24 protein-coding genes are annotated in these 23,884 nt (G+C 72.7%); 12 read left to right on the forward strand and 12 right to left on the reverse strand.

The annotated features are described in order from the left end of the window. Nucleotides 1-17: 17 nt before the first annotated feature. Nucleotides 18-1,025, reverse strand: a complete 1,008-nt coding sequence (locus D3A59_RS09060; protein WP_119154585.1) for a metal-dependent hydrolase — start codon at nt 1,023-1,025, stop codon at nt 18-20. Nucleotides 1,026-1,072: 47 nt separating this feature from the next. Then, nucleotides 1,073-1,630: a dihydrofolate reductase family protein gene (locus D3A59_RS09065; RefSeq protein WP_240636001.1), complete on the reverse strand. Its 558-nt coding sequence runs from the start codon at nt 1,628-1,630 to the stop codon at nt 1,073-1,075. Nucleotides 1,631-1,727: 97 nt separating this feature from the next. Between D3A59_RS09065 and D3A59_RS09070 the strand changes: the two genes are divergently transcribed. Continuing rightward, the gene (locus D3A59_RS09070; protein ID WP_119154586.1) at nt 1,728-2,369 is read left to right on the forward strand and encodes an HAD hydrolase-like protein; all 642 of its coding nucleotides are present in this window, start codon (nt 1,728-1,730) and stop codon (nt 2,367-2,369) included. 45 nt (nt 2,370-2,414) lie between these two features. Here the strand turns inward: D3A59_RS09070 and D3A59_RS09075 are convergent, their stop codons facing one another. The 3 genes from D3A59_RS09075 to D3A59_RS09085 form a co-directional block, all read right to left on the reverse strand. Further along, nucleotides 2,415-3,917 (reverse strand): potassium/proton antiporter, encoded by a 1,503-nt coding sequence (locus tag D3A59_RS09075; RefSeq protein WP_119154587.1) that lies wholly within the window; start codon nt 3,915-3,917, stop codon nt 2,415-2,417. Between the two features lie 52 nt (nt 3,918-3,969). After that, nucleotides 3,970-4,806: a DUF429 domain-containing protein gene (locus D3A59_RS09080; protein WP_119154588.1), complete on the reverse strand. Its 837-nt coding sequence runs from the start codon at nt 4,804-4,806 to the stop codon at nt 3,970-3,972. 68 nt (nt 4,807-4,874) lie between these two features. Next, nucleotides 4,875-5,834, reverse strand: a complete 960-nt coding sequence (locus D3A59_RS09085; protein ID WP_157991460.1) for an alpha/beta fold hydrolase — start codon at nt 5,832-5,834, stop codon at nt 4,875-4,877. Between the two features lie 179 nt (nt 5,835-6,013). Between D3A59_RS09085 and D3A59_RS09090 the strand changes: the two genes are divergently transcribed. Next, entirely contained in the window at nt 6,014-6,862 is an 849-nt protein-coding gene (locus D3A59_RS09090; RefSeq protein ID WP_170162328.1) for an isoaspartyl peptidase/L-asparaginase, read from the forward strand. 112 nt (nt 6,863-6,974) lie between these two features. Here the strand turns inward: D3A59_RS09090 and D3A59_RS09095 are convergent, their stop codons facing one another. After that, nucleotides 6,975-7,319 carry a YkgJ family cysteine cluster protein gene (locus D3A59_RS09095; RefSeq protein WP_119154590.1) on the reverse strand — a complete coding sequence of 115 codons (345 nt, stop codon included), beginning with the start codon at nt 7,317-7,319 and terminating at the stop codon, nt 6,975-6,977. A 181-nt stretch (nt 7,320-7,500) separates the two neighbouring features. Here D3A59_RS09095 and D3A59_RS09100 point away from each other — a divergent pair, with 181 nt between their 5' ends. The 4 genes from D3A59_RS09100 (at nt 7,501) to D3A59_RS09115 (ending at nt 13,426) form a co-directional block, all read left to right on the forward strand. Next, nucleotides 7,501-8,178, forward strand: coding sequence for an alpha/beta hydrolase (locus tag D3A59_RS09100; protein WP_119154591.1), 678 nt, complete (start codon nt 7,501-7,503; stop codon nt 8,176-8,178). A 121-nt stretch (nt 8,179-8,299) separates the two neighbouring features. Beyond that, nucleotides 8,300-9,430: an HlyD family secretion protein gene (locus tag D3A59_RS09105; protein ID WP_119154592.1), complete on the forward strand. Its 1,131-nt coding sequence runs from the start codon at nt 8,300-8,302 to the stop codon at nt 9,428-9,430. Continuing rightward, nucleotides 9,427-12,282: a ribosome-associated ATPase/putative transporter RbbA gene (gene rbbA, locus D3A59_RS09110; protein ID WP_119154593.1), complete on the forward strand. Its 2,856-nt coding sequence runs from the start codon at nt 9,427-9,429 to the stop codon at nt 12,280-12,282. Before D3A59_RS09105 ends, rbbA begins: the two co-directional genes overlap by 4 nt. A 4-nt stretch (nt 12,283-12,286) precedes the next feature. Beyond that, nucleotides 12,287-13,426: an ABC transporter permease gene (locus D3A59_RS09115; protein ID WP_119154594.1), complete on the forward strand. Its 1,140-nt coding sequence runs from the start codon at nt 12,287-12,289 to the stop codon at nt 13,424-13,426. A gap of 4 nt (nt 13,427-13,430) precedes the next feature. On the opposite strand, the gene D3A59_RS09120 is transcribed toward D3A59_RS09115, so the two are convergent. The 3 genes from D3A59_RS09120 to D3A59_RS09130 form a co-directional block, all read right to left on the reverse strand. Next, on the reverse strand, nt 13,431-13,856 hold the full coding sequence (locus D3A59_RS09120; RefSeq protein ID WP_119154595.1) for a BLUF domain-containing protein: 426 nt from the start codon (nt 13,854-13,856) through the stop codon (nt 13,431-13,433). A 30-nt stretch (nt 13,857-13,886) separates the two neighbouring features. After that, nucleotides 13,887-14,621, reverse strand: a complete 735-nt coding sequence (gene folE / locus D3A59_RS09125; protein ID WP_119154596.1) for a GTP cyclohydrolase I — start codon at nt 14,619-14,621, stop codon at nt 13,887-13,889. A 152-nt stretch (nt 14,622-14,773) separates the two neighbouring features. After that, on the reverse strand, nt 14,774-15,712 hold the full coding sequence (locus D3A59_RS09130) for a LysR family transcriptional regulator (protein ID WP_119154623.1): 939 nt from the start codon (nt 15,710-15,712) through the stop codon (nt 14,774-14,776). A 152-nt stretch (nt 15,713-15,864) separates the two neighbouring features. Here D3A59_RS09130 and D3A59_RS09135 point away from each other — a divergent pair, with 152 nt between their 5' ends. The 6 genes from D3A59_RS09135 to D3A59_RS25950 all read left to right on the forward strand — a co-directional run bounded on the left by D3A59_RS09135 (nt 15,865) and on the right by D3A59_RS25950 (nt 21,002). Further along, nucleotides 15,865-16,509 carry an alanyl-tRNA editing protein gene (locus D3A59_RS09135; protein ID WP_119154597.1) on the forward strand — a complete coding sequence of 215 codons (645 nt, stop codon included), beginning with the start codon at nt 15,865-15,867 and terminating at the stop codon, nt 16,507-16,509. Nucleotides 16,510-16,511: 2 nt separating this feature from the next. After that, complete coding sequence (locus D3A59_RS09140; RefSeq protein WP_119154624.1) at nt 16,512-17,282, forward strand: 2OG-Fe(II) oxygenase; 771 nt, start codon at nt 16,512-16,514, stop codon at nt 17,280-17,282. Nucleotides 17,283-17,327: 45 nt separating this feature from the next. Next, nucleotides 17,328-17,975, forward strand: coding sequence for a LysE family translocator (locus D3A59_RS09145; RefSeq protein ID WP_119154598.1), 648 nt, complete (start codon nt 17,328-17,330; stop codon nt 17,973-17,975). 326 nt (nt 17,976-18,301) lie between these two features. Next, the gene (locus D3A59_RS09150) at nt 18,302-19,699 is read left to right on the forward strand and encodes an agmatine deiminase family protein (protein WP_119154599.1); all 1,398 of its coding nucleotides are present in this window, start codon (nt 18,302-18,304) and stop codon (nt 19,697-19,699) included. A 37-nt stretch (nt 19,700-19,736) separates the two neighbouring features. Next, the gene (locus D3A59_RS25945) at nt 19,737-20,246 is read left to right on the forward strand and encodes a phophatidylserine decarboxylase associated domain-containing protein (protein WP_205665147.1); all 510 of its coding nucleotides are present in this window, start codon (nt 19,737-19,739) and stop codon (nt 20,244-20,246) included. A 24-nt stretch (nt 20,247-20,270) separates the two neighbouring features. After that, the gene (locus D3A59_RS25950; protein ID WP_205665148.1) at nt 20,271-21,002 is read left to right on the forward strand and encodes a phosphatidylserine decarboxylase; all 732 of its coding nucleotides are present in this window, start codon (nt 20,271-20,273) and stop codon (nt 21,000-21,002) included. Nucleotides 21,003-21,075: 73 nt separating this feature from the next. On the opposite strand, the gene D3A59_RS09160 is transcribed toward D3A59_RS25950, so the two are convergent. The 3 genes from D3A59_RS09160 to D3A59_RS09170 form a co-directional block, all read right to left on the reverse strand. Continuing rightward, nucleotides 21,076-21,567, reverse strand: a complete 492-nt coding sequence (locus tag D3A59_RS09160) for a hypothetical protein (protein ID WP_157991461.1) — start codon at nt 21,565-21,567, stop codon at nt 21,076-21,078. An 83-nt stretch (nt 21,568-21,650) separates the two neighbouring features. Then, nucleotides 21,651-22,577, reverse strand: a complete 927-nt coding sequence (locus D3A59_RS09165; protein WP_119154601.1) for a metallophosphoesterase — start codon at nt 22,575-22,577, stop codon at nt 21,651-21,653. Nucleotides 22,578-22,855: 278 nt separating this feature from the next. Further along, a partial coding sequence (locus D3A59_RS09170) for a NosD domain-containing protein (protein ID WP_272868063.1) occupies nt 22,856-23,884 on the reverse strand: 1,029 nt, incomplete at its 5' end.

The raw sequence follows: 23,884 nt of genomic DNA on the forward strand, positions 1-23,884 counted from the left end.
CCGCACTCCGGCGCCGCTCAGCGCGGGGTCGGCACCGGCTCGCCCAGCAGCCGCCGCCACATCCAGGGCAGGCCGCGCGAGAAGTCGGGTCGCAGCGACAACTGCTCGGGGGGCAGCGGCGCCATGCGTCCCTCCCGTTCGCGCGCGACGACGAAGGTGAAGACGTAGAAGGGCTCCTGCCCCATGCGCAGGTCGGCGATGCGCAGCTGCCCGTCCTCGACGTCCATCTTGAAGAAGCCGTGGCTGAAGCGCGCCAAGCGCGCCACCGCCGGCAGATCGCGCCACTGCTCGTGGAGCGCCTCGCCGCGCGGGAAACGCTCGAAGGCGATGCGCGGCGCCTCGTCCAGCAGCGAGTGGAAGCCCTCCAGGAAGCCGTCCGGCGTGATCGCGACGACGCGCCACAGCACGGTGTTGAATGCGGTCGGCGTCACGAGCAGGCGCTGCACCTGCGCGCCCTCGGCCTCGAGCGAGGCGCGCGCCACCGCCTCGACCTGCTGCTGCGCGCCGAAGCCCCATGCGAGGTAGAGCGTGCTGAACGCAAGGCCGGCGGCGTTCCAGCGCAGGCCGCGCGCGCCGTGCGAGCGCAGCGCCACGCCGAGGCCGACGAGCAGCGGCAGCGTGTAGAGCGGGTCGATGATGAAGATGCTGCCGACGCCGTAGGGGTGGTCGGTGAAGGGCCGCAGCAGCTGCGTGCCGTAGACCGTCATCAGGTCCAGCAGCGGGTGCGTCACGAGCGCCAGCCACAGCGCCAGCACCCAGCGCCGCCAGCGGTCCGTCTCGCCGTGCAGCCGCGCGGCAAGCCCGCCGAGCAGCGGCGCGAGCAGGCTCAGGTAGAGCAGCGAATGGCTGTCGGCGCGGTGCAGCACCATGTTGCGCACCGGGTCGCCGTGGTCGATGAAGGCGTCGAGGTCCGGCAGCGTGCCGCATGCCGCGCCCCACAGCGCCGCCTTCCAGGGCGCGGTGCGGCGTCCCATCACGGCGACGCCGACCGAGGCGCCGAGGGCGAGTTGAGAAAGCGAGTCCATGGGCGCGATTCTCGGTGCAGGCGCCCGCAGCTGCGGGCAGGCGTGCTTCAGCCCGGCTGCACGGCGTAGCGCAGCTGCACGAAGCCGAAGCCGTAGCTGCGGGTCTCGAGCGGCACGAGCGCGAGCTCGCGCGGCAGCGCGCCGAACAGCGGCCGGCCCGCGCCGAGCAGCACCGGCACGATCGTCAGCGTGATCTCGTCGACGAGGCCGGCGGCGAGAAAGCGCTGGACCGTCTGCCCGCCGTCGAGGTAGACGCGCCGCAGGCCCTGTGCCGCCCAGCGCGCCGCCAGCTCCGCGGGCTCGCCCGCCACCACGCTGACGCTCTCGCGCAGCGCGCGCGGCAGCACCAGCGCCTGGCGGCTCAGCACCTCCACCGGCTTGCCCTCGTAGGGCCAGCGCCCGAGGCCGAGCACCGCCTCGAAGCTCGCGCGCCCCATCGCGAGCAGGTCCGCGCCGTCGAGGAAGGCGCGGAAGCCGCAGTCCTCGCCGGGCGGCAGGCGGGCGTTGGCCGCCTCCAGCCAGTCGAGGCCGCCGTCGGGCCGGGCGATGTGGCCGTCGAGGCTGGTGGCGGCGAACACCGCGATGCGGGGGCGGGGGATCTTCACGGCACGGGCTCCTGGCTTGTCCTGGGTCGTCATCATGCCGCTCATGCGGGGGGGACATCATCGCGGCAGACGCTGGAGCGGCAACACTGTCGCCTCGATGGACAAGAAGAAATACCGACTCGCGCTGTTCGACTTCGACGGCACGCTCGCCGACTCCTTCCCCTTCTTCGTCGGCGTGTTCAACGAACTGGCCGTCAAGCACGGCTTCCGCCAGCTGCGGCCCGAGCAGCTGCCGCTGATGCGGCGGCTCGATGCGCGCCGCAACATGGAGCTCGTCGGCATGCCGCGCTGGAAGCTGCCGCTGGTGGCGGCGAGCTTCATCCGGCTGATGAAGGGCCAGGGCGGCGAGATCCCGCTGTTCGAGGGCATCGAGGAGACGCTCGCGCACCTGTCCGAGCGCGGCGTGACGCTCGCGCTCGTGACCTCGAACTCGGTGGACAACGCGGTGCGCATCCTCGGCCCCGCCAACGCGGGGCTGTTCGCGCACCGCGAGGGCAGCATGTCGATCTTCGGCAAGCGCGCGAAGATCCTCCGCATCCTCGCGCGCAGCGGCATCGCGCCCGCCGAGGCGATCTACGTCGGCGACCAGATCTCGGACCTGCAGGCCGCGCGCGAGGCCGGCGTCGCGTTCGGTGCGGTCGCCTGGGGCTACGCCGAGCTCGACGCGCTGCGCCGCCACGCGCCGGAAGAGGTGTTCCAGACCGTCGGCGAGCTGCGGCGCATCGCCGCGCTGCGCTGAACCCGCGCCCGCCACGAGGCCGCTCGAGGCGGCAGCGATGCGCCTTCAGTCCGCGTCGATGCGCAGGCCCACCACCGTGATGCGCGCGCCCTGCATCACGCGCACGCTGAAGCAGGCGGGGCCGGCGCGCAGCTGGTCGCCCACCACCGGCGCGCGCCCGAGCGAGCGGGCGAGCCACTCGCCCAGCGTCTGCCCGGGCGGCGCGCCGGGCGGCGGGCGCAGCGCCAGGCCGTAGAAGTCGGCGATCGCCGCCAGCGGCATGCCGGCGTCGAGCACGAAGTCGCCGAAGGCGCGCCGCGCCGCCGCCTCGTCGTCGGCCTCCGGCAGGTGCACGCCGAGGCGCCGCGCCGCGAACGGGATCGTGCCGCCCTGCAGCAGCAGCGAGCTGAGCACGACGACGAAGGCGACGTGGAAGAACAGCCGCGCGCCCTCGACGCCGGCCATCACCGGGAACACCGCCAGCACCACCGGCACCGCGCCGCGCAGGCCCACCCAGGAGATGAACCACACCTCGCGGGCGCGGAAGCGGTAGGGCGCGAGGCACAGCCACACCGCGGCCGGGCGCGCGACGAGCATCAGCACCGCCGCGACGCCGAGCGCCGGCCACAGCGTGCCCAGCAGCTCGCTCGGCGTCACGAGCAGGCCCAGCAGCAGGAACATGCCCGCCTGCGCCAGCCAGGCGTAGCCGTCCATCGCCGCGAGCGCGCGCTGCACCACCGGCTTGGCGCGGTTGCCGAGCACGAGGCCGAAGAGGTAGACCGCCAGGAAGCCCGAGCCGCCGAGCCAGCCGGCCGCCCCGAACACCGCGAGCCCGCCCGAGACCAGCAGCAGCGCGGCGACACCGCCGGCCGCGTCGTGCGGGTGCTCGCCGGCCTCGTCGGACGCCGCCCGCTCGAAGGGCGGGCGGCTCACCACGAGCGCGAGCGCCCAGCCGGCCGCGAGCCCGACCAGCGCGCCGAGGCCGAACTGCTGCAGCAGCGCGACGAGGAAGTCCGGCGCCGAGAACGACGCGCCGGTCGCGACCATGCCGATCAGCGCCAGCGTCAGGTAGACCGCCATCGGGTCGTTGAGGCCGGACTCGATCTCCAGCGTCGCGGCCACCCGCTCGTTGAGCCGCACGCCCGAGGACTTGAGCAGCGAGAACACCGCCGCGGCATCGGTGGAGCCGACGATCGCGCCCAGCAGCAGCCCGAGCCGCCAGTCCAGCCCGAGCAGCAGCACCGCCGCGGCGCCGGTGATCGCCGCGCTCAGCACCACGCCGCCGGTGGCGAGCAGCAGCGCGGGCCGCAGCCCGGTGCGGAAGGTGGAGAACTCGGTGCGCAGGCCGCCGTCGAGCAGGATCACCGCGAGAGCGACGTTGCCGACCCAGAAGCTCATGCGGAAGTCGTCGAAATGCACGCCGCCGGGGCCGTCCTCGCCCGCGAGCATGCCGGCGACGAGGAAGACGAGCAGGAAGGAGAAGCCCACCCGGGTCGAGTAGACGCCGGCCAGCACGCTGAGGAAGACCAGCGTCGCGGCAGCCAGCAGCGTGAGGTTCAGCACATCCATGCGGCGACCTTAGCAGAGCCCCGGTGCCGCCCCGCCCCGGCCGGCACCCACGTCAGGCGCCGACGATCCAGCCCTCGAGCGGATCGAGTTCCGCGGGCAGGCCCCAGTCCGGCTGCCCGCTCGCCCAGGCCGCCAGCACCAGGCACAGCACCGCGTCGAGCCGGTCGCCCGAGGCGTCGTCGATCAGCGCGTCGCGCTGCGCGTTGCTCGCCTTGAGCCGCAGCCCGAGCCGCGTGCGGCCGGCCTCCAGCGCGCCGAGCAGGTCCTTGCGCGCGATCAGGCGCTCGCCCGTCTGCTTCGCGCGCTCGTCGCTCTTGTAGGAGCGCCGCCCGATCAGCTCGCGTGCGAGCAGGCCCGGGTAGCCCTCGAGCGCGACGCGCGAGCGATCCGCGCCGGAGCGCACCGCCGGCATCCAGACCCCGGCCTCGATCAGCGGCGGCACGCCCGCGTGCAGCATGAAGGCCACCGGCGGGTTGACCCACTTCATCGACGGCGAGGAGCCCGCCGGCGCGTCGCAGGCGCGGTGCGCGAACTTCGAGCCCGCCGGCCGCGCGTCGCAGAAGGCGGCGAAGGTCGCGCGGATCCGCGCGCGATCGAGCGCGGCGTAGTGCCGCATCAGCGCCGGCCACTCGGTCGGCCAGCCGAGCGTCTCGACCAGCTCGCGCGGCAGCCCGAACGGGAAGTCGAAGGCGCCGACCCAGGGGCCGGGCGTGGCCAGCAGCGCGGCGAAGTCGGCCTCGGCCGGCAGCGCGCGCAGCTCGGCCAGGCGCACCGCGTCGCCGTGGCGGCGGCCGAGCGCGACCGTGACCGGCTTGGCGCGCGTCGGCCGGCTGGTGAAGTCGACGCCGAGCAGCAGCGGCTCGGGCGGGGTCGGAGAGGCGGCGTCCATCGGCAGGGCTTGCAGCGGGGGGAGCGGCATTGTGGCGCGCGCCGCCCTCCCCGCCCGCGCGCGGTCCCTCAGCCGCCCGCCCGCGCGGACCCGCCCGCGGCCGCTGCGCCGTCCATCTCCAGCGCGAGCTCGAACACGATCTGCGCGACCGCGTCGGGGTCGTCGTAGTGCACCGCGTGGCCCCAGCCCGGCACCTCGGTGGGTGCCGGCGCGCCCGCGAGCCGCGCGACGCGCGCCGCCCAGCGCTGCGGCACGATCAGGTCGCGGGAGCCGCGCACCACGCGCACCGGCCGCCCCAGCCGCGGCAGCAGGTCCTCGATGCGGTGCGAGACCATCTGCCGCATCTCCTCGGCGAGCAAGCGTGCGCCGGCGCGCCGGTAGTCGACCGCGGCCCACAGGGCGCAGGTGGGCCGCTCGAACACCACGGCCGCGAGCGCGCGCGCCAGCCACTTCGGCACGCTGCGCGCCGCCGGGTCGCCGGCCGGCCCGATCAGCACCAGGCCCGCGGCGAGCTCGGGCCGGCGCAGCGCGAGCTCGGCGGCGACCTGGCAGCCGGTGGAGTGGCCGACGAGGATCGCGCCACGCAGGCCGCGCGCGTCCATCCACGCGGCGAGCGCATCGGCGAGCTCCGGGAAGGCGAGCGGGCGCAGGTCGTGGTCGCTCGATCCGTGGCCCGGCTGGTCGGGCAGGTAGACCCGCACGTGCCGGCCCAGGCGCGCCGCGAGCGGCACCAGGTAGCTGCTGCCGATGCCCCAGCCGTGCAGCAGCAGCACCGGCCTGAGGCCGTCGTGCGCGTCCTCGCGCAGCCGCGCGTGCAGCCGCAGCGCGCCGGAGCCGGCCGGGCTCGGGATGGTGGTCCACTCGGTGCGCAATTGCGCATCGCAGGCACGGAAGTCGGCAAGTTCGCGCCGCGCGGTGCGGATCAGCTGGATCGCGCCGGCGGCGAGCAGCGCGTTGCGCAGCAGCCGGCCGCGCGCGATGCGGGGCGGCTGCCCGCCGCTGCGCTGCGGCGCAAGGGGTGCGTGCATGGACATCTCTCCTGTGGTCGACGCGCGACGGGGCGCCCCGGGGGCCGGCCCTCCCCGGCCCGCCGCCCCGTGAGGCGTGGCGGTGCAAGGTGCGTTCCCGGGCACGGGCAGGCAGGGTTCGCCCCCTCTTGCGGCCTCCCGCTTGCTGTCCCACCCTCACCCGCAGGAGGGGGGACTTCATGAGGATGGCAAGGATTCGACCGGTGCTCGTGGTCCACGGCGGCGCCGGCAACCACCGCTACAACGAGGACGGCTGCAGCGCCGCGGCGCGCCGCGGCCTCGAGCGGCTGCGGGCCGGCGAGGACGCGCTCGCCGCGGCCGTCGCCGCCGTCGTCGCGATGGAGGACGACCCGCGCTTCAACGCCGGCACCGGCGCCATGCTGCGCAGCGACGGCGCGACGATCGAGACCGACGCCTCGGTGATGGACTCGTCGGGCCGCCTCGGCGCGGTCTGCTGCCTGCGCGACGTGAGGAACCCGGTGCTCGTGGCACGGCAGGTGGTCGAGACGCCGCACTGGATGCTCGCCGGCCCCGGCGCGGTCGACTTCGCGCGCGCGCAGGGCTTCGGACCGCACCGCCTGGAGCCGGCGGCGGACGCGCTCCCGCCCGGGGCTGCGGGCGAGCCGGCCCCGGCCGGGCGCCACGAGACCGACACCGTCGGCGCGGTCGTGCTCGACGGCCGCGGGCTGTTCGCGGTGGCCTCCTCCACCGGCGGCTCGGCGCCGGCGATGGTCGGCCGCGTCGGCGACACGCCGATCCCCGGCTGCGGCTACTGGGCCGGCCCGCACGGCGCGGTGGCGGCCACCGGCGTCGGAGAGCAGATCGTCGCGCGGCTGCTCGCGCGCGTCGTCTACGAATGGATCGAGCGCGGCATGCCGCTGCAGCAGGCGCTCGAGCGCGGCGTCGCGCTCTTTCCCGCGTCGTGCGCCGTCGGCCTGATCGGCGTGACGCGCCACGAGGCCGCGGCGGCGAGCAACCGCGAGATGCCCTTCCATGTCCTGTGCGACGACGAGGGCGCTGGAGACTGAGCCCCCGCCCATGCGCCAGCCCTCTCCCGATCCTCGGCGGCGGCGAGAAGCCGCTGCTCGGGCCCGGGGGAGCGCGACGCGGCCCCGCGCCCGGCCCGCGCCCGGCCCGCGCTCAGGCCGCGGCCGGAAGGGCGGCGAGCGGCGCGAGGCCGTGGCGGGCGCGGGCCCTGCGGCACTTCTCGTCGCCCGCCTCGAGCTCGCGGCACGGCGAGGGACGCATCGCGTAGACGCTGCAGGCGACCTCGCCGCCGATCGCGCCCCGCAGCGCCGCGCAGCGGGGCGAAGGCTGCTGCGTGCCGGCCATGCAGCCGAACCAGGGGTTGACCTGCTCGGTCAGGTGCTCGGGCAGGCCGGCGGCATCGGCCTCGGCCCAGTAGAAGGAGACGCGGTAGCTGGCGCAGCAGGCGCCGCAGTCTAGGCAGGGATTGGCGGGGACGGCAGGACGACGCTCGCTCATCGCAGAGGGAAGATCACGACGGGGAAACGGGATTTCAGCGGATCGGGCTGATGCGAGGCTGACCGCGGCGGCCCGCCGCCGGGCCGGACACGGCAGCAGGGCGCGAACGCCAGCACAGCCGAACGAGGCACGGCGCTTGCCGCGCCCATGTGCTGCGGTTCATCCGGCACGGGAGGCGGCGATGGCAGCGGACGGCAACTTCACGCTGGAACTGCGCTCGATCGGCAGCGCGCCCGACGAGGACGGCGTCGAGGCGGTGCGGCTGCACACCGACGCCGGCACGATCGACTGCCGCTACCACGCGGGCGGGCCCGGCGAGGCCGCGGTGCTGTGGGTGTTCGGCGCCGGCGGCGGCCTGGGCGGGCCGGCCGGCGGGCTGTACACGCGGCTGGCGAAGCGGCTCGCGCCCGAGGGCATCGCGTCGCTGCGGCTGGACTACCGCCGCCCGGCCGAGCTGGTGCCCTGCGTGCTCGACGTGCTGATGGGCATCGGCTACCTCGGCACCCGCGGCAGGTCGCGCGTCGTGCTGGTCGGCCACTCCTTCGGCGGCGCGGTGGTGATCGCCTCCGGGGCGCTCAGCGAGGCGGTGATCGGCGTGGCGGCGCTGAGCAGCCAGACGGCCGGCGCCGATGCGGTCGCGGACCTCAGCCCGCGGCCGCTGCTGCTGATGCACGGCACCGACGACGAGATCCTGCCCGACCTGTGCTCGCGCGACCTGTACCGGCGCGCCGGCGAGCCGCGCCGGCTGCTGCTCTACGAGGGCTGCCGGCACGGGCTGGACCAGTGCCGCGACGAGATCGACCGCGACCTCGGGGAATGGATCCTCGACCTTGCCGGGCGAGGCGCCGCGGACGGCTGAGCCGGCGGCTTCGGACAGACGCCGCGGCCGCGGCCGGTCCGCCCGATCGCCTTGATATGCCTCAAGAACCAGGGTTTCCCGTCCCCGCAGACTGCATGTGGAACACGAATCAGGGAAAACCATGATCAGTTGGCGCAAGGCACTGACGGCGGCCGCAGTGACGGCGGGGCTCGCCGCGCTGGCCGTGGCGTGGCAGCGCGCGGCGCCGGACGGGCTGCCGCCGGGCATCGCCGGTGGCAACGGGCGGCTGGAGGCGACCACGATCGACATCGCGGCCAAGGCGGGCGGACGGGTGCAGGCGGTGCGCGTGCGCGAGGGCGACTTCGTGCAGGCGGGCGAGGAGGTGGCGCGCATCGACACGCTCGCGCTGGCCGCGCAGTTGCGCGGCGCCGAGGCGCAGGCGAGGCAGGCACGCAGCGCGCAGGCCACCGACGCGGCGCTGGCGCGCCAGCGCGAGCAGTCGGCGCAGACCGCACGCGCGCTCGCTGCACAGCGCGAGAGCGAGCTGGCGCTGGCCGAGAAGGAGCTCCGGCGCACGGCCGACCTGGTGGCGCGGAACTTCATCGCACCGCAGCAACTCGACGCGGCGCAGGCGCGCGTGCAGGGCGCCCGGGCGGCCTTGAGCGCGGCGCGCTCGCAGGTGCTGGAGGCCGAGGCCGCGATCGCCACCGCGCGCGCGCAGGCGCAGGAGGGCGGCGCCGCGATCGAGGCGGCGCTCGCCAACGTCGAGCGGCTGCAGACCGAGATCGCCGACGCGCTGCTCGTCGCGCCGCGCGCCGGGCGCGTGCAGCTGCGGCTCGTCAACGAGGGCGAGGTGGTCGGCGGCGGCGCGCGCATCGTGTCGCTCGTCGACCTGAGCGACGTGACGATGAGCTTCTACCTGCCCGAGACGGCGGCCGGGCGCGTGGCGATCGGCTCGGAGGCGCGCCTGGTGCTCGACGCGGCGCCGGAGCTGGTGATCCCGGCCCGCATCGACTTCGTCGCGAGCGTCGCGCAGTTCACGCCGAAGACCGTCGAGACGCAGTCCGAGCGCCAGAAGATGGTGTTCAAGGTGCGCGCGCGCATCGACCCGGCGCTGCTCGCGCGCCACCGCGAGCAGGTCAAGACCGGGCTGCCCGGCATGGCCTACGTGCGCATCGCCGACGTCGAGTGGCCACGGCATCTGCAGGTCGCGCTGCCCGCGCCGCGCGCCGACGGGACCGTCTCTCCCGCCTCCCCGCCCGCGCCACGCGCGTCGGCCGCACAGCCGTGAGCGCTGCCGCCCCGGCGCCACGGGCCCCGGCGGTGCGGCTGTCGGGCCTCGGCCACCGCTATGGGAAGACGCTCGCGCTCGACGCGGTGGACCTCGCCATCGAGGCCGGCCTCGTCACCGGCTTCGTCGGGCCGGACGGGGTCGGCAAGTCCACGCTGCTCGCGCTCGTCGCCGGCGCGCGGCGCGTGCAGGCCGGCCGCGTCGAGGTGCTCGGCGGCGACATGGCACGCGCCGCCCACCGCGCCCGGGTCTGCCCGCGCATCGCCTACATGCCGCAGGGGCTGGGCCGCAACCTCTACGCGACGCTGTCGGTGCGCGAGAACGTTGACTTCTTCGCGCGGCTGTTCGGCCACGCGGCGGCCGAGCGCGCGGCGCGCATCGACGAGCTGCTCGCCGCGACCGGCCTCGCGCCCTTCGCCGACCGCCCGGCCGGCAAGCTCTCCGGCGGCATGAAGCAGAAGCTCGGGCTGTGCTGCGCGCTGATCCACGATCCGGACCTGCTGATCCTCGACGAGCCGATCACCGGGGTCGACCCGCTGTCGCGGCGCCAGTTCTGGGAGCTGATCGGGCGCATCCGCGCGCGGCGCCCCGGCATGGCGGTGCTGGTGGCGACCGCCTACATGGACGAGGCCGAGCGCTTCGACACGCTGGTCGCGATGGACGCGGGCCGCGTGCTCGCCACCGGCACGCCGCACGAGCTGAAGCAGCGCACCGGCTGCGACACGCTCGACGCGGCCTTCATCGCGCTGCTGCCCGAGGCGCGCCGCAACGGCCACCGCGCGCTCGTCGTGCCGCCGCGCCCGCCCGAGCACGACGGCGAGCTCGCGATCGAGGCGCGCGCGCTGACGCGCCGCTTCGGCGACTTCACCGCCGTGGACGGCGTGAGCTTCCGTATCGCGCGCGGCGAGATCTTCGGCTTCCTCGGCTCCAACGGCTGCGGCAAGTCGACGACGATGAAGATGCTCACCGGACTGCTGCCGGCCACCCGCGGCGAGGCGCGGCTGTTCGGACGGACGGTGGATGCGCAGGACCTGTCGGTGCGGCGGCGCGTCGGCTACATGTCCCAGGGCTTCTCGCTCTACGCGGAGCTGACGGTGCGGCAGAACCTCGAGCTGCACGGGCGGCTGTTCGGCATGGAGGCGGCGGCGCTCGCCACGCGGGTGGACGAGCTGCTCGCGCGCTTCGGGCTGCAGACGGCGGCCGGCGCGCTGCCGATGGGCCTGCCGCTGGGCCTGCGGCAGCGGCTGCAGCTCGCCGCCGCGGTGGTGCACGGGCCGGAGCTGCTGATCCTCGACGAGCCGACCTCGGGGGTCGATCCCGTGGCGCGCGACGGCTTCTGGTCGCTGATGATCGAGCTGTCGCGGCGCGACGGCGTGACGATCTTCATCTCGACGCACTTCATGAACGAGGCCGAGCGTTGCGACCGCATCTCGCTGATGCATGCCGGCCGCGTGCTGGTGAGCGACGCGCCCGCGGCGCTGGTGCGCGCGCGCGGCGCGGCGACGCTCGAGGAGGCCTTCATCGCGTGGCTGGAGGAGGCGGAGGCTCCGGCACGGGAAGCAGCCGCGGAAGCCGACGCGTCCTCCTCCGCCCCGGCCGCGGCCGCGCCCGCGCTGCCCCAGCCGGTCCTCGCGCTGCCGGCCGCTGCCGCTGCCGCCGCGCTGGCGCTGCCCACCGCCGCGGGTGACGCGGTGGCGCCCGAGCGACCCGCCGCGCGGGCCCGGCCGCCGCGCCTGAGCCTCGGCCGCCTGCTGAGCTATGCGCGGCGCGAGCTGCTCGAGCTGCGGCGCGACCCGGTCCGGCTGACGATGTCGCTCGTCGGCACCGTGCTGCTGATGGTCATCATGGGCTACGGCATCAGCATGGACGTGCAGGACCTGCGCTTCGCGGTGCTCGACCACGACGGCACGCCGGCGAGCCGCCGCTACGCCGACGAGATCGCGGGCTCGCCCTACTTCGTCGAGCGCCCGGCGCTGCGCGACGACGCCGAGATGGACCGCCGGCTGCGCAGCGGCGAGCTCGCGGTGGCGATCGAGATCCCGCCCGGCTTCGGCGCCGGGCTCGCGCGCGGGCGTCCGGTCGAGGTCGGCGCGTGGATCGACGGCGCGATGCCGCAGCGCGCCGAGAGCATCGCCGGCTACGTGCAGGCGCTGCACGCGGGCTGGCTCGCCGCGCGGCTCACCGAGGCGGGCGGCGCGGCGCGGCCGTTCGCCGAGGTCGAGCTGCGCTACCGCTACAACCCCGAGGTGAGGAGCATCGTCGCGATGGTGCCGGCGGTGATCCCGATCCTGCTGATCTTCATCCCGGCGATGCTCGCGGCGCTGTCGGTGGTGCGCGAGAAGGAGCTCGGCTCGATCGTCAACCTCTACGTCACACCGGTGACGCGGCTCGAATTCCTGCTCGGCAAGCAGCTGCCCTACGTCGTCGCCGGCATGGTGAACTTCGCGCTGATGACGCTGATGGCGGTGTTCGTCTTCGGCGTGCCCTTCAAGGGCAGCCTCGTGACGTTCGCGCTCGCCGCGCTGCTGTACGTGTACGCCGCGACCGCGCTCGGCCTGCTGATGTCGAGCTTCACCGGCAGCCAGATGGCGGCGATCTTCGGCACCTCGCTGGCGACGATGCTGCCGGCGATCCAGTTCTCGGGCATCGTCAACCCGGTGTCCTCGCTCGAAGGCTTCGGCGCGCTGTTGGGACAGGTCTACCCGACCGGGCCCTTCGTCGCGATCAGCCGCGGCACTTTCTCGAAAGCGCTCGGCTTCGCCGAGCTGCAGGACTTCTTCGTGCCGCTGCTGCTGGCCGCGCCGGTGCTGATCGGCGCGAGCGCGCTGCTGCTGCGCAAGCAGGACCGCTGACGCGATGCGCACGCCGCCGTTCTCGACGCGCCGCGTCTGGCACCTGGGCCTCAAGGAGCTGGCGAGCCTGTGGCGCGAGCGGCTGCTGCTGGTGTTCGTGCTCTGGGCCTTCTTCGGTGCAGTCTACGTCGCCGCGAGCGGGCATGCGGAGCGGCTGCAGCGCGTGCCGGTCGCGGTGGTCGACGAGGACCAGTCGGTGCTGTCGCAGCGTATCGTCTCGGCCTTCTACCCGCCGGCCTTCAAGCCGCCCGAACTGATCACGCTCGGCGAGATGGACGCCGGCATGGACGCCGGGCGCTACACCTTCGTGCTCGACATCCCGCCCGGCTTTCAGCGCGACGTGCTCGCGGGCCGTGCGCCGGCGCTGCAGCTCAACGTCGACGCGAAGCAGATGAGCCAGGCCTTCGCCGGCACCGGCGCGGTGCAGGCGATCGTGCAGGGCGAGATCGCCGAGTTCGCGCGGCGCGAGCGGGCCGCCGAGGCGCCGCCGGTGGAGTTGTCGCTGCGCATGCGCTTCAATCCGACGCTCAACGACCGCTGGTTCATGGGCTTGATGGAGCTCGTCGGCCAGATCACGATGCTGTCGATCATCCTCACCGGCGCGGCGCTGATCCGCGAGCGCGAGCATGGCACGCTCGAGCACCTGCTGGTGATGCCGGTGCAGCCGGTGGAGATCGTGCTCGGCAAGATCTGGTCGATGGGGCTGGTGGTGCTGGTGGCGGCGACGCTGTCGCTGCGCTTCGTCGTGCAGGGGGTGCTGGAGATGCCGCTCACCGGGCCGCTGTGGCTTTTCGTGCTCGGCATCGCGCTGCACCTGTTCGCGACCACCTCGATGGGCATCTACATGGGCACCGTCGCGCGCTCGATGCCGCAGCTCGGGCTGCTGATCATCCTCGTGCTGCTGCCGCTGCAGATGCTGTCCGGAGCCTCGACGCCGCGCGAGAGCATGCCGGAGATCGTGCGCACCGTGATGCTCGCGGCGCCGACCACGCACTTCGTCGCCTTCTCGCAGGCGGTGCTCTACCGCGGCGCGGGCCTGGCGATCGTGTGGCCGCAACTGCTCGCGATCGCGGTGATCGGCGCGGTCTTCTTCGCCGCGGCGCTGCGGCGCTTCCGCCGCTCGGTCGCCACGCTGCAGGGCTGATGCCTCACGCCCGCCCGATGATGTGGGCCGTCGCCATCAGCTCCTCGAGCAGCGCGAGCGACACCCGGCCCGAGACGCAGTAGGGGTCGAGCACCGGCTTCTCGGAGTACTTCAGCAGCACCGAGGGGTTGACCTTGGCGAGGTTGACATGGCCCATGGTCCAGCCGGCGAAGCGCCGCTCGGTGATCTCCTCGTAGTGCAGCAACTGCACGTCGAGGTGGCGCTCGTCGCGCACGATCTCGTTGTAGAGCCCGTTGACCGCCTCGCGCCCGCCCTCGAGCACCTGCAGGAACAGGTCGCCGCTGTGGCAGAGGATGCCGGTGATGCCGAGCGCCGGGTTGTGCGCGCGCGACTGGGCGAGGATCGAGTCGATCGCTTCGGGCGACAGCGGCTGCGCGGCGCGGCTGGCGTAGAGCAGGCGGATCATCATCGAGAAGTCTCCTTCGGGGCGGGGCGCCGTTCAGCCGCGGCGCTTCTCGATCAGCGACAGGAATTCGCGCCGCAGCGTCGGGTCCTTCAGGAAGGAGCCGCGCATGACGGAATTGATCATGTTGGACTCCATGTCCTTCACGCCGCGCCAGTGCATGCAGAAGTGCTCCGCCTCCATCACGAGCGCAAGGCCGTCGGGGCGCGTCTTGTCCTGCAGCAGGTCGGCGACCTGGCTGATCGCCTCCTCCTGGATCTGCGGGCGGCTCATGATCCAGTCGGCGAGGCGCACGTACTTCGACAGGCCGATCAGGTTCGAGTGCTCGTTGGGCAGCAGCCCGACCCAGAGCTTGCCGATGATCGGGCACAGGTGGTGCGAGCAGGCGCTGCGCACCGTGATCGGGCCGACGATCATCAGCTCGTTGAGGTTCTCGGCGTTCGGGAATTCGGTGACCGGCGGCTGCGGCACGTAGCGGCCGCGGAAGATCTCCATCAGGTACATCTTCGCGACGCGGCGCGCCGTGTCCTGCGTGTTGTGATCGCTCTCGGTGTCGATCACCAGGCTCTCGAGCACGCCCTTCATCTTCGCCTCGACCTCGTCGAGCAGCCGCTCGAGCTCGCCGGGCTCGATGAAGTCGGCGATGTTGTCGTTGGCGTGGAAGCGCTTGTGCGCGGCCTGGATGCGCTCGCGGATCTTGACGGACACCGGCACGCCTTCGTCGGTGTTCGCCGCAGGCGCTGTGTCCTTGGGAACGGGGACAAGACTCATCGGGCGACCTTCAATGGGGAGAATTTGCGGCCGATGCTAGCAGGGCGGCCCGCGCCCGCGCCCCGCCGTGCCGAGAGACCGTCCCGCCGCGGGGACGCCTGCAGGCGCCCGGGCGTGAGCAAAGGTTTCATGGCAGGCCTTGCGGCCGCGCCTCAGGCCAGTGCGGGCGCGCCGGGCTGCGCGAGGACGGGCCGCGGCGTGCTCCCCTCGCCGCGCTCCGGCGCCAGACCAGCGACGAGGTGGTCGATGAAGGCGCGGAACTTCGGCGCCAGCTGCCGCTTCGGCGGGTACATCACCCAGGCCATGCCGCGGTAGGCCACCTCCAGCTCCCAGTCGGGCAGCACCTGCACGATGCGGCCGCTTTGCAGGAAGGGCCGCGCCACGAAGTGCGACACGCTGCCGATGCCGAGGTGGTGCAGCACGCCGTCGAGCCGCATCTCGCTGTGGTTGGTGATGTAGCGACCGCGGATCGGCACCTCCGCCGATTCCGCGCCGCGGTGGAAGGTCCAGAGGCTGTCCCCGGGATGCTCGCCGAGGTGGATGCAGTCGTGCTGCACCAGCTCGATCGGCTCGCGCGGCGTGCCGCGCTCGGCGAGATAGGCCGGCGTCGCGCACAGGATCTGCCGCACCTGCATCAGCGGCCGCGCGGCGAGAGTCTGCGCCGGGCTGTCGGTGATGCGGATCACCAGATCGAAATTGTCGCCGACCGGATCCACCTGTTGATCGGTGATCAATACATGCAACTGGACTTCGGGATACCGGGCCAGAAAAGACGGCACCAGCGGCTGCACCATATGCCGGCCGAAAGCCTTCGGCATGCTGATGCGGATCAACCCCTGGGGTTTTTCCATCGAGACCTGGGCCATGTCCATGGCGGCCTGCGCGGCCGCCACCATGTCGCGACAGCGGCAGAAGGCCTGCTCCCCGCATTCGCTCAGGCGCAGCTGCCGCGTGGTGCGCTCGAGCAGCCTCGCCCCCATCGCCCGCTCCAGCCGCGCCACCTGCCGGCTCACCGCCGAGGGCGTCATGCCGAGGTCGCGGGCGGCGCCCGAGAAGCTGCCGCGTTCCACCACCCGCACGAATACGGCCATGTCCGGCATCAAGAGATGCAGAGGTTTCGTTCTCATCGGGAACAAGTGAATTTCGCCGCGCCGCATTGTTGCGCGCAGGCCCGCTCACCACAATACGCCAGCGATTTTCCTTTGCCGGCAGGCATTACCCGGCGAGGCCCGATGGTGATTCGATGCTCCAGACCGAACTGACGTATTTGAACAGCGACGAGCTGCAGGGCGAGGCCGAGGTGCTGCATTGCCGCCCGCGCGGGGACCGGTTCGAGATCGTGCTGGACCGCACGCTGTTCCACCCGAAAGGCGGCGGCCAGCCCGCCGACGCCGGCTGCATCGGCGCGGCGCAGGTCGCCGACGTGCTCCTCGACGGCGGCGTGGTGCTGCATGTGGCGGAGCACGCGCTGCCCGAGGGCCGCGTCGCGATCCGCGTCGACGCACCGACCCGCCGGCTCCATTCCGTGCTGCACTCCGCCGGCCACCTCATCGGCCATGCGGCGCAGGAAATCGGCCTGCAGGCGCTGAAGGCGCAGCACTGGCCGCAGCAGTGCCGCATCGTCCTCTCGGTTCCGGACAGCCTGCCGCTGCAGTGGCAGGGCCTGCTGCAGGAGCGCGTGCGCGAGCACCTGGCCGCAGGAGGGGTCCGCACCGTCTCGCGCGATGCCGCCGGCGCGCGCATCGTCTCGTTCGGCGCCCTGCCCGGCTACGCCTGCGGCGGCACCCATGTGCGTGCGCTGTCCGACATCGCCGACATCCGCATCACCGCCGCCCGGCTCAAGGCACGCGAGATCTCCCTCAGCTACACCGCGTGCGCCGCGGCCTGACCATGCACAAGAGAAGCGACCACCTTTGCGAGGCGGACCTGCGCCAGCTGGCCGAGGGACGGCTCCAGGCGCTGCAGATCGGCGGCTTCCTCCCGCGCGAGACCGCGACGGAGTTGGCCCGCAAGCTGCTCGCCGACGGCTACTCGCACTACATCAACGCGCCGAGCATCGGCAGGATCGGCAACGCCTTCTACGAGGCCGAGAACCGGCCCGAGCGGCTCGAGCGCTACTTCGCGGAGGCGATCGCGAACATCGAGCGCATCCGCCGCGCCTGCCTACCCTACCCCTGCCCGATCGACCTCGTGCGCTGCAAGCTCGACGAGACCTGGCCCGCCGGCGCGCTGCTGGCCTCGCTCCACGGCAGGAAGATGTTCGTCGGCCTGTCGCGCGTGGTCGAGCCCGGCGTCTACTTCCTGCCGCATCACGACTACCTGGAGAAGGACGCGCCCGGCTCCTTCGAGGCCCGCAGCCTGCGGGCGCAGCTGGCGTGCAACGTCTACCTCGACATGCCGGGCCGCGGCGGCGAGATCGAGCTGTGGATGGAGGAGATCCCGCCGGCCGACTTCGACCGCCTGCGCGGCGACAGCTACGGCATCGCGCCGGACACGCTCGGCGCGCCGGACCTGGTCATCGAGCCGGCGCCGGGCGATCTGATCCTCTTCAACTCGCGCAAGATCCACGCGGTGCGCGCCGGCAGCGACCGGCCGCGGGTGTCGCTGTCGTGCTTCGTCGGCTACCGCGGCCCCCACATGCCGCTGAGCTGCTGGAGCTGAGGCCGCACGCACCGCCCCCACCCGATCACCGAACCCGGACCGCCCATGCAACTGTCGCGTCATGTCGGCGAATTCCTGGCGCTGGCCTCGATCCATTTCCTGGCCGTGGTGGCGCCGGGCCCCGACTTCGCAGTCACGGTGTCGCAGAGCGTGCGCTTCGGGCGGCGCAGCGGCATCTTCACCGCGCTCGGCATCGGCAGCGGCATCTCGGTCCACGTGCTCTACACGCTGGCCGGCATCGGCGCGCTGATGCATGCGAACGAGCAGCTGCTGGCGCTGGCTCGCCTGGCGGGGGGCGCCTATCTGGTCCATCTCGCTGTGCAGCTGCTGCGCGCGCGGCGTCACAGCGCACTGCCCGGGGAGACGCTGCAGCGCGATGCGGCAGCAGCGCCCTCGAACGCGAGGGCCTTCCTGACCGGTTTCCTGACCAATGCCACGAACCCGAAGGCGACGCTGTTCTTCCTGTCGATCTTCACCGCGGTGGTGAACCCGGAGACGCCGCTGGCGCTGCAGAGCCTCTACGGCTTCTGGATGTGCACCGTGAACGCGCTGTGGTTCTGCCTCGTGGCGCTGTTCTTCTCGCACGGCGCGATCCGGCTGCGCTTCGTCGAGTTCGGGCACTGGTTCGAGCGCGCGATGGGGCTGATCCTGCTCGCGTTCGCGGCCCGCCTGCTGCTTTCGATCCTCGATTGACAGGCACGCGGGCAGGCCCGGCCGACGAGACGAACCCGGCAGACCGGGAAGTGACAGGACGGGGAGGAGAAGGAGAGAAGAAGAGCCGGGGAGGAAGGGAGAGAGAAGAAGGGAGGCAGGGAGCCGGAAAAGCCGCCCGCAGAGGCGGCCTCCCGAAGCCGCCCTCCCGCGCCAGCCGTCCCTTCCCGGTGCAGGGCTGCGCCGCGGCGGATCGCCGTGCAGCGGCGCAGACAACGAGGGCCGGGTCCCGCAGACGCACGGCGTGCCGGCCCGGGACAGGAGATGCCGCGATCCGCGGCGACCAGCAATGGAGAGGAGAGCTCCGAATGAATGCGCAGAAGATGTCACGTCGTCCCAGCGCCCGGCAACTGGCGCGGCACTTCCGGGCCAGGACCGGCTGCGAGCCGCCGCAGGAAAGCCGGATCTACAGGACCGGGCAGGTGTCCCCGGTGCGCGCCATCGCCGAGTTCGAGCCGATGGGGGGCGTGCTGATCGCCTATCCGGGCACGGTCCCCGCCCGGACGGGCACGCCGCAGCAGGCCCCCACCGGGCCGCGCGCCTTCGGCATTCCCGACGAGCTGATCGTGCGGATGCAGCAGAACGACAGCGCCGACCCGGTCCATGTCTTCGTGCTGTGCGCGGACCCCAACCAGCGCGAACCCATCGTGCGGGACCTGCAGCGCTGCGCCGAGCGGCTGCGCATCGATTTCGATCCCGCCAAGCTGCACCTGGTGCCCTGGGACACCGACACCTTCTGGACGCGCGACTACGGCCCCTGGTGGATCCGCAATACCGTCTCCGGCCGTCTCGGAATCGCCAAGCACACCTACACCACTCTCGGTGGCGGCTCGGTGGGGCTCGTCGAGGGCGCGGAGAACGTCGATCCGCGCGAAGGGCTGGGCATCTTCCGGCCGAACGACGACTACGCTGCGGTCAAGCTGTCGGACTTCCTGAACGGCCCGATCAGGAAATGGAACGGTGCCGCCTGGCCGGGCGGCAGGAAGCTGCCGGAAATCGCGGTCCACGACTGGTACTACCTGGGCCTGCTCGACGTGGGGGGCAATTACATGGTGAACGGCAAGGGCGCGATCGCCTCCTCCTACCTCGTGGCGACCCAGAACGAGATTCCGCTCGGGCACGGTTGCGGCGGGAGCACCCCGAGCGGCGCCGTCATCGACGCGCGCATGGAGTACGTCCTCGCCCAGCTGAACCGCTTCCTGGGCATCCACAGCTATCACGTCCTGGCGGACCCGACCGGCACCTACATCGGCCACATCGACTGCTGGGGGAAGTTCCTCGCCGAGGACAAGGTGCTGATCGCCTCGTCGCAGGACGAGAAGATCAACGCCGCCTTCGACGCGATCGCCCGTTCCTTCCGGGAAGAGGGCTTCAGGGTGTATCGCGTGCTGTGCCAGGACGTCTACATCCCGGGCGCCGACGACCCGGCCACGAGCGCCGCCTACACGAACAGCCTGATGCTCAACGACCGCGTCTACGTCCCGCTCGCCGGCAAGGGCTACGAGCAATTCGACCAGGCCGCGATCAGGGCCTACCAGGAAGCGCTGCCGGAGCACCTCATCGTCGGCATCTCCGGCAAGCCGGAGTTCCCCTGGCTGGGCACCGATGCAATGCACTGCCGCACGCGCGAGATTCCGCGCGAGGTCGTGAAGAACTGGCTCGCGAGTCTCGAGCCCGCGGCGGCGGGCAGCGCCGCCGCGGCTTGAGCGGCCGCCCCTCCCGAATGACCCGAGGAGACGAGAAATGACGCAGACCATCGAAGCCGCCGCACCCTTCCGTGTCGGCCACTGGCTTCCCTCCGACCACCGCATCCTGCAGAGCTGGCTGCAGGCACGCATCGACGAACTGGACGAGGCGCCCGAGCCCCTCCATCCCGCCGTCGAGGAGCTCGCGCAGCTCATCGAGCGGGACCCGCAGATCCACATGCTCTTCCACCAGATGTTCTCGCAGGTCCCGCACAAGCCTCCCTACAATCGCGATCCGACCGGGCAGCCGCAGGTCCGCGACCCTCGCCAGATGCTGCGGCTCGTCAATGCCGTGATGAACCGGGCCCCCGAGTTCAACAAGTCCGGCCTGGTCGGCTTCCCGATCAACGCCATCCTCGACTGGGCGATGGGCACCTCCAGCGGCTTCGCGGCCTTCCTGAATGCCGAGGTCAACCGGGCGCTGAAGAGGATCCTGAATGAATGGGGCCGCTTCCTCGCCTCGCCGGACTCGCGCTACGTGCTCAACGCCGACCCTCACCAGGGCTAGTTCGGCCTGGACGCGCTGGAGGCGATGCCGAACTTCGAGCGCGACTTCGAGTGCGACCCCACCCAGCCCTATCACGGCTTCCGCTCCTGGGACGACTTCTTCACGCGCCGATTCCGCGAGGGACGGCGCCCCGTGGCGGCTCCCGGCGACGACGCGATCATCGTCAACGCCTGCGAGTCGGCGCCCTACAGGATCGCGAGCGCGGTGCAGCGGCGAGACCGCTTCTGGATCAAGGCCCAGCCCTACTCGGTGGCGCACATGCTCCTCGACGACGCGCTGACGGAGCTGTTCGTGGGGGGCACGGTCTATCAGGCCTTCCTCAGCGCCTTCAGCTACCACCGCTGGCACAGCCCGGTGGACGGATGCGTCGTGAAGACCCGCGTGCTCGACGGCACCTACTATTCCGAGACGCTGGCGGAGGGCTTCGACCCCGCGGGTCCCAACGACTCGCAGGGCTACATCACGGAGGTGGCCACCCGGGCGCTCGTCTTCATCGAGGCGGACAACCCGGCCATCGGCCTGATGTGCTTCATGGCGGTCGGCATGGCCGAGGTCTCGAGCTGCGAGATCACCGTCCGGGAAGGGCAGCGCGTCGCCAAGGGCGGGCAGCTGGGCATGTTCCACTTCGGCGGCTCGACCCATTGCCTGCTGTTCCGGCCGGGTGTGAGGCTGGAGTTCGACCTCCACGGCCAGACCCCGGGACTGCAGGCCAGGAACATCCCGGTCAATGCCCGTATCGCCACGGTCCAGAAGTAGCGGGTGGCGCCCCCGGAAAGCAGCCTGAGCACGACGAGGCCGAGCACGAGAACGGCGGAACGGGAGGCGCGTCTCAGTCCGGTGCCTGCGGAGGCAGCAGGCGCCGCTTCAGCAACTCGAAGCCGGCATCGAGGTCGCTGTACTCGCGCAGGATCCGTTCGCGGTCGGCGGCCTCGCGGCCGTCGACGAAGCGCTGCAGCTCGCGCCGCTGCACCGGGTGCAGGTTGCGGTCCGACAGCAGCACGATGCGGCCGATGAGCGCCCAGTCCGGCTCCTGCAGCGACAGCCAGAGCGGCGCGCCGGCGGGCAGGTGCGAGACGAGCTGCAGCAGCGCGGCCTGCGAGTCCGGCGACGCGATCGCGGCCACCGCCGGCCAGCGCGGCAGCAGCAGCTCGCCGGCCTCCGGCGGCTCCCACAGCGCGACGAGCCAGTGCGGCGGATGGCGCTCGACGCCATCGGCCACCGGCTCCGCGACGGCGTCGAAGGCGGCGCGGATCGCGCCGACCCACACGCCGGGCCCGGGCGCCTGCACGAGTCGGCGACTGGCGGCAAGAAAGGCTTTCATGCTCGGCTCTCCCCTCAGGGCGGGAGCCCCCAGTGTCCCGCAGCCCGGCCCCGGGCCGGGCGCCGGCCGGCATCGCCCCTGCCTCAGTGCAGGTCCAGCACGTCGATCGACGGCGGATTCATCCAGCGCATCGGCAGCGCGGTCTCGCCGAGCCCGGCGGTGACGTAGGTCGGCAGCGGCGCGAAGTCGTGCAGCCCGCGGTCGAAGCCATGGTTGGTGGGCGTGAGGCGCCGGTACAGGCCCGGCACGCGCAGCTGCCCGCCGTGCGTGTGGCCCGACAGTGCCAGGCGCGCCCAGCCGCTCGGCAGCTTCATCACCGAATCCGGGTTGTGCACGAGCACGAGGCGCGGCTTCTGGCCGGGCTGCGGCTGCTGCGACGCGACGGGCTGGTCCTTGCCCGCGTAGTGGTCGCCGAGCCCGACGACCAGGAAGGCGCCGGCGTCGACCACCTCGCCCTCGACCGGGCGCACGCCGAGCCGCAGCAGCTCCTCGCGCAGCAGCGGCGCGAAGTGCGTGCCGCGCGACCTGCCCGGCCCCGGCGTGTCGTGGTTGCCGGGCACCGAATAGGCCGGCGCCTTCAGCCGCCGCAGCGGCGCAATCAGCTCGGCCAGCGCGCGGTCGGGCTCGTCGGTGTAGTCGCCGGCGATCAGCACGGCGTCCACGTCGAGCGCGTTGAGCCGGTCGACCACCCGATCGAGGAAGCCGGGCCCCTTGTAGAGGCCGAGGTGGAAGTCGCCCACCAGTGCGATGCGCGCCGGGATGCCGAGGCCGAGCGCCGACTCGCGCACGACGATCATGTGCGGCTCGACGAAGCGCGCCTGCACGAACAGCAGCCCGGCGAGCAGCCCCAGCAGCGCCCCGCCGCGGCGCAGCGGGCGCCAGCGCCGCCAGCGCGTCGCGATGCGCCACGCGAGCAGCGCGAGCAGCGGCGGCACGAGCCAGCTGCCCCACCAGATCGCGAGCTTCGCGAACCAGATCGCATCGGGCGCGTCGTAGTGGGGCAGCAGCATCGGGATCCTCGCGGGGCGTGTGGCGGCACGGGAGCCCGGGCGGCCCCGTCGCGGCACCCGCCTCCCTGTCGCCGGGACGGGGCGTCGCGACGCCCTGCTCCGGCCGCAGGCGCCCTGCCAAGCCGGCGCGCTGCCGGCGTGCAGGATAAACGCCCGCCCGGGCCCGGCCTCCCGGGCGGAATGGAACACGCCCCGACCCGGGCGCGAACGCTGCGCTTGGAACGGGGCGTGCCGCACATGCGCGCGGTGCCGCCGCAGCGCGCGGCGGCGGGCGGGACTCAGCGCGGACCGTAGACCGGCAGCGCGGCGCCGACCTCGTGGGCGCCGATGTCCGGCGCACTGCCGGTGAAGCCGTCGTTGACGTTGGGAATGCCCACCGCCTTGTTCTCCGGCGCCGAGCCCGGCTTCAGGCGCAGGTCCTGCGGGGCGTATTGCGTCATCGGCGCGTCGGGATAGGGAACCGCGGCGGCGAAGCTGTCGAGGCCGGCGGCGATCGAGTTCTTCGCCGTCGTGGTGCTCTGCATCGAGGACAGGCTCGAGAACGAGGTGCCGCCGAGGCGGCCGCTGAAGCCGCCGCTGGTCGAGCCGAAGGCGTCGTGGTTCATGCTGAAGCTCGCCGCCTCGAGCGCGGTGACCGAGATCACGCGGCCGCTGCCGGTGCTGTAGCCGCCGAAGCTGCCCGCGCCCGGACCGCCGATGAAGAGGTTGTTGCGCATCAGCGTCTGGCTGAAGGGCACGCTGGAGTAGATGCCCAGCGCGTCGCCGTTCTTCACCACCGTGTTGTGCAGGATCACGTTGCCGACGCTGCCGTTGTGCAGCTTGAAGGGCGTGTACAGCACGTTGTGGAGCGTGTTGCGGATGAAGTAGGTCGGCCCGCCCATGCTCGGCTGCGAGGACAGCCCGACGAAGGAGTTGCCGATGCGGTTGCGCATCACGCGGCAGTTGTGGAAGCAGTAGTCGGCCTCGATCGCGTCGTCGGCCCCGATCTCCACGTCGTTGTTGACGATGTCGATGCTGAACTGGTCCACCGCCTCGCTGCCCTCCATCAGCGAGATCGCGTCGCGGAAGCCCTTGACGCGGTTGTTCATCACCACGTGGCCCGGGCCGGTGAGCTGGATGCCCTCGCCGATGTTGTTGCCGCTCACGCCGAGCGAGGAGGCCGCCCAGACGGTGGCGCCGGTGATGGTGTTGTCGGCGATGTAGGCGTTCTCCGAGCGCAGGCGCGAGTGAATGCCGTCGCGGCTGGTCTGGATGGTGTTGCGCGTGATCGAGAGGTGCTTGGAGCCGTTGAACTTGACCTCGCCCTT

It is taken from the genome of Caldimonas tepidiphila (genome assembly GCF_003569765.1).
GTDB classification, from domain to species: Bacteria; Pseudomonadota; Gammaproteobacteria; order Burkholderiales; family Burkholderiaceae_C; genus Caldimonas; species Caldimonas tepidiphila.

Coding starts and splice junctions, on each gene's coding strand:
- D3A59_RS09115 (WP_119154594.1), top strand. CDS start 12,287: ATGCGCACGCCGCCGTTCTCGACGCGCCGCGTCTGGCACCTGGGCCTC.
- D3A59_RS09165 (WP_119154601.1), bottom strand. CDS start 22,577: ATGCTGCTGCCCCACTACGACGCGCCCGATGCGATCTGGTTCGCGAAG.
- D3A59_RS09160 (WP_157991461.1), bottom strand. CDS start 21,567: ATGAAAGCCTTTCTTGCCGCCAGTCGCCGACTCGTGCAGGCGCCCGGG.
- D3A59_RS09150 (WP_119154599.1), top strand. CDS start 18,302: ATGAATGCGCAGAAGATGTCACGTCGTCCCAGCGCCCGGCAACTGGCG.
- D3A59_RS09075 (WP_119154587.1), bottom strand. CDS start 3,917: ATGGATGTGCTGAACCTCACGCTGCTGGCTGCCGCGACGCTGGTCTTC.
- D3A59_RS09145 (WP_119154598.1), top strand. CDS start 17,328: ATGCAACTGTCGCGTCATGTCGGCGAATTCCTGGCGCTGGCCTCGATC.
- D3A59_RS09060 (WP_119154585.1), bottom strand. CDS start 1,025: ATGGACTCGCTTTCTCAACTCGCCCTCGGCGCCTCGGTCGGCGTCGCC.
- D3A59_RS25945 (WP_205665147.1), top strand. CDS start 19,737: ATGACGCAGACCATCGAAGCCGCCGCACCCTTCCGTGTCGGCCACTGG.
- D3A59_RS09090 (WP_170162328.1), top strand. CDS start 6,014: ATGAGGATGGCAAGGATTCGACCGGTGCTCGTGGTCCACGGCGGCGCC.
- D3A59_RS09100 (WP_119154591.1), top strand. CDS start 7,501: ATGGCAGCGGACGGCAACTTCACGCTGGAACTGCGCTCGATCGGCAGC.
- D3A59_RS09140 (WP_119154624.1), top strand. CDS start 16,512: ATGCACAAGAGAAGCGACCACCTTTGCGAGGCGGACCTGCGCCAGCTG.
- D3A59_RS09085 (WP_157991460.1), bottom strand. CDS start 5,834: ATGCACGCACCCCTTGCGCCGCAGCGCAGCGGCGGGCAGCCGCCCCGC.
- D3A59_RS09120 (WP_119154595.1), bottom strand. CDS start 13,856: ATGATGATCCGCCTGCTCTACGCCAGCCGCGCCGCGCAGCCGCTGTCG.
- D3A59_RS09130 (WP_119154623.1), bottom strand. CDS start 15,712: ATGGCCGTATTCGTGCGGGTGGTGGAACGCGGCAGCTTCTCGGGCGCC.
- D3A59_RS25950 (WP_205665148.1), top strand. CDS start 20,271: ATGCCGAACTTCGAGCGCGACTTCGAGTGCGACCCCACCCAGCCCTAT.
- D3A59_RS09070 (WP_119154586.1), top strand. CDS start 1,728: ATGGACAAGAAGAAATACCGACTCGCGCTGTTCGACTTCGACGGCACG.
- D3A59_RS09105 (WP_119154592.1), top strand. CDS start 8,300: ATGATCAGTTGGCGCAAGGCACTGACGGCGGCCGCAGTGACGGCGGGG.
- folE (WP_119154596.1), bottom strand. CDS start 14,621: ATGAGTCTTGTCCCCGTTCCCAAGGACACAGCGCCTGCGGCGAACACC.
- D3A59_RS09135 (WP_119154597.1), top strand. CDS start 15,865: ATGCTCCAGACCGAACTGACGTATTTGAACAGCGACGAGCTGCAGGGC.
- D3A59_RS09095 (WP_119154590.1), bottom strand. CDS start 7,319: ATGAGCGAGCGTCGTCCTGCCGTCCCCGCCAATCCCTGCCTAGACTGC.
- D3A59_RS09080 (WP_119154588.1), bottom strand. CDS start 4,806: ATGGACGCCGCCTCTCCGACCCCGCCCGAGCCGCTGCTGCTCGGCGTC.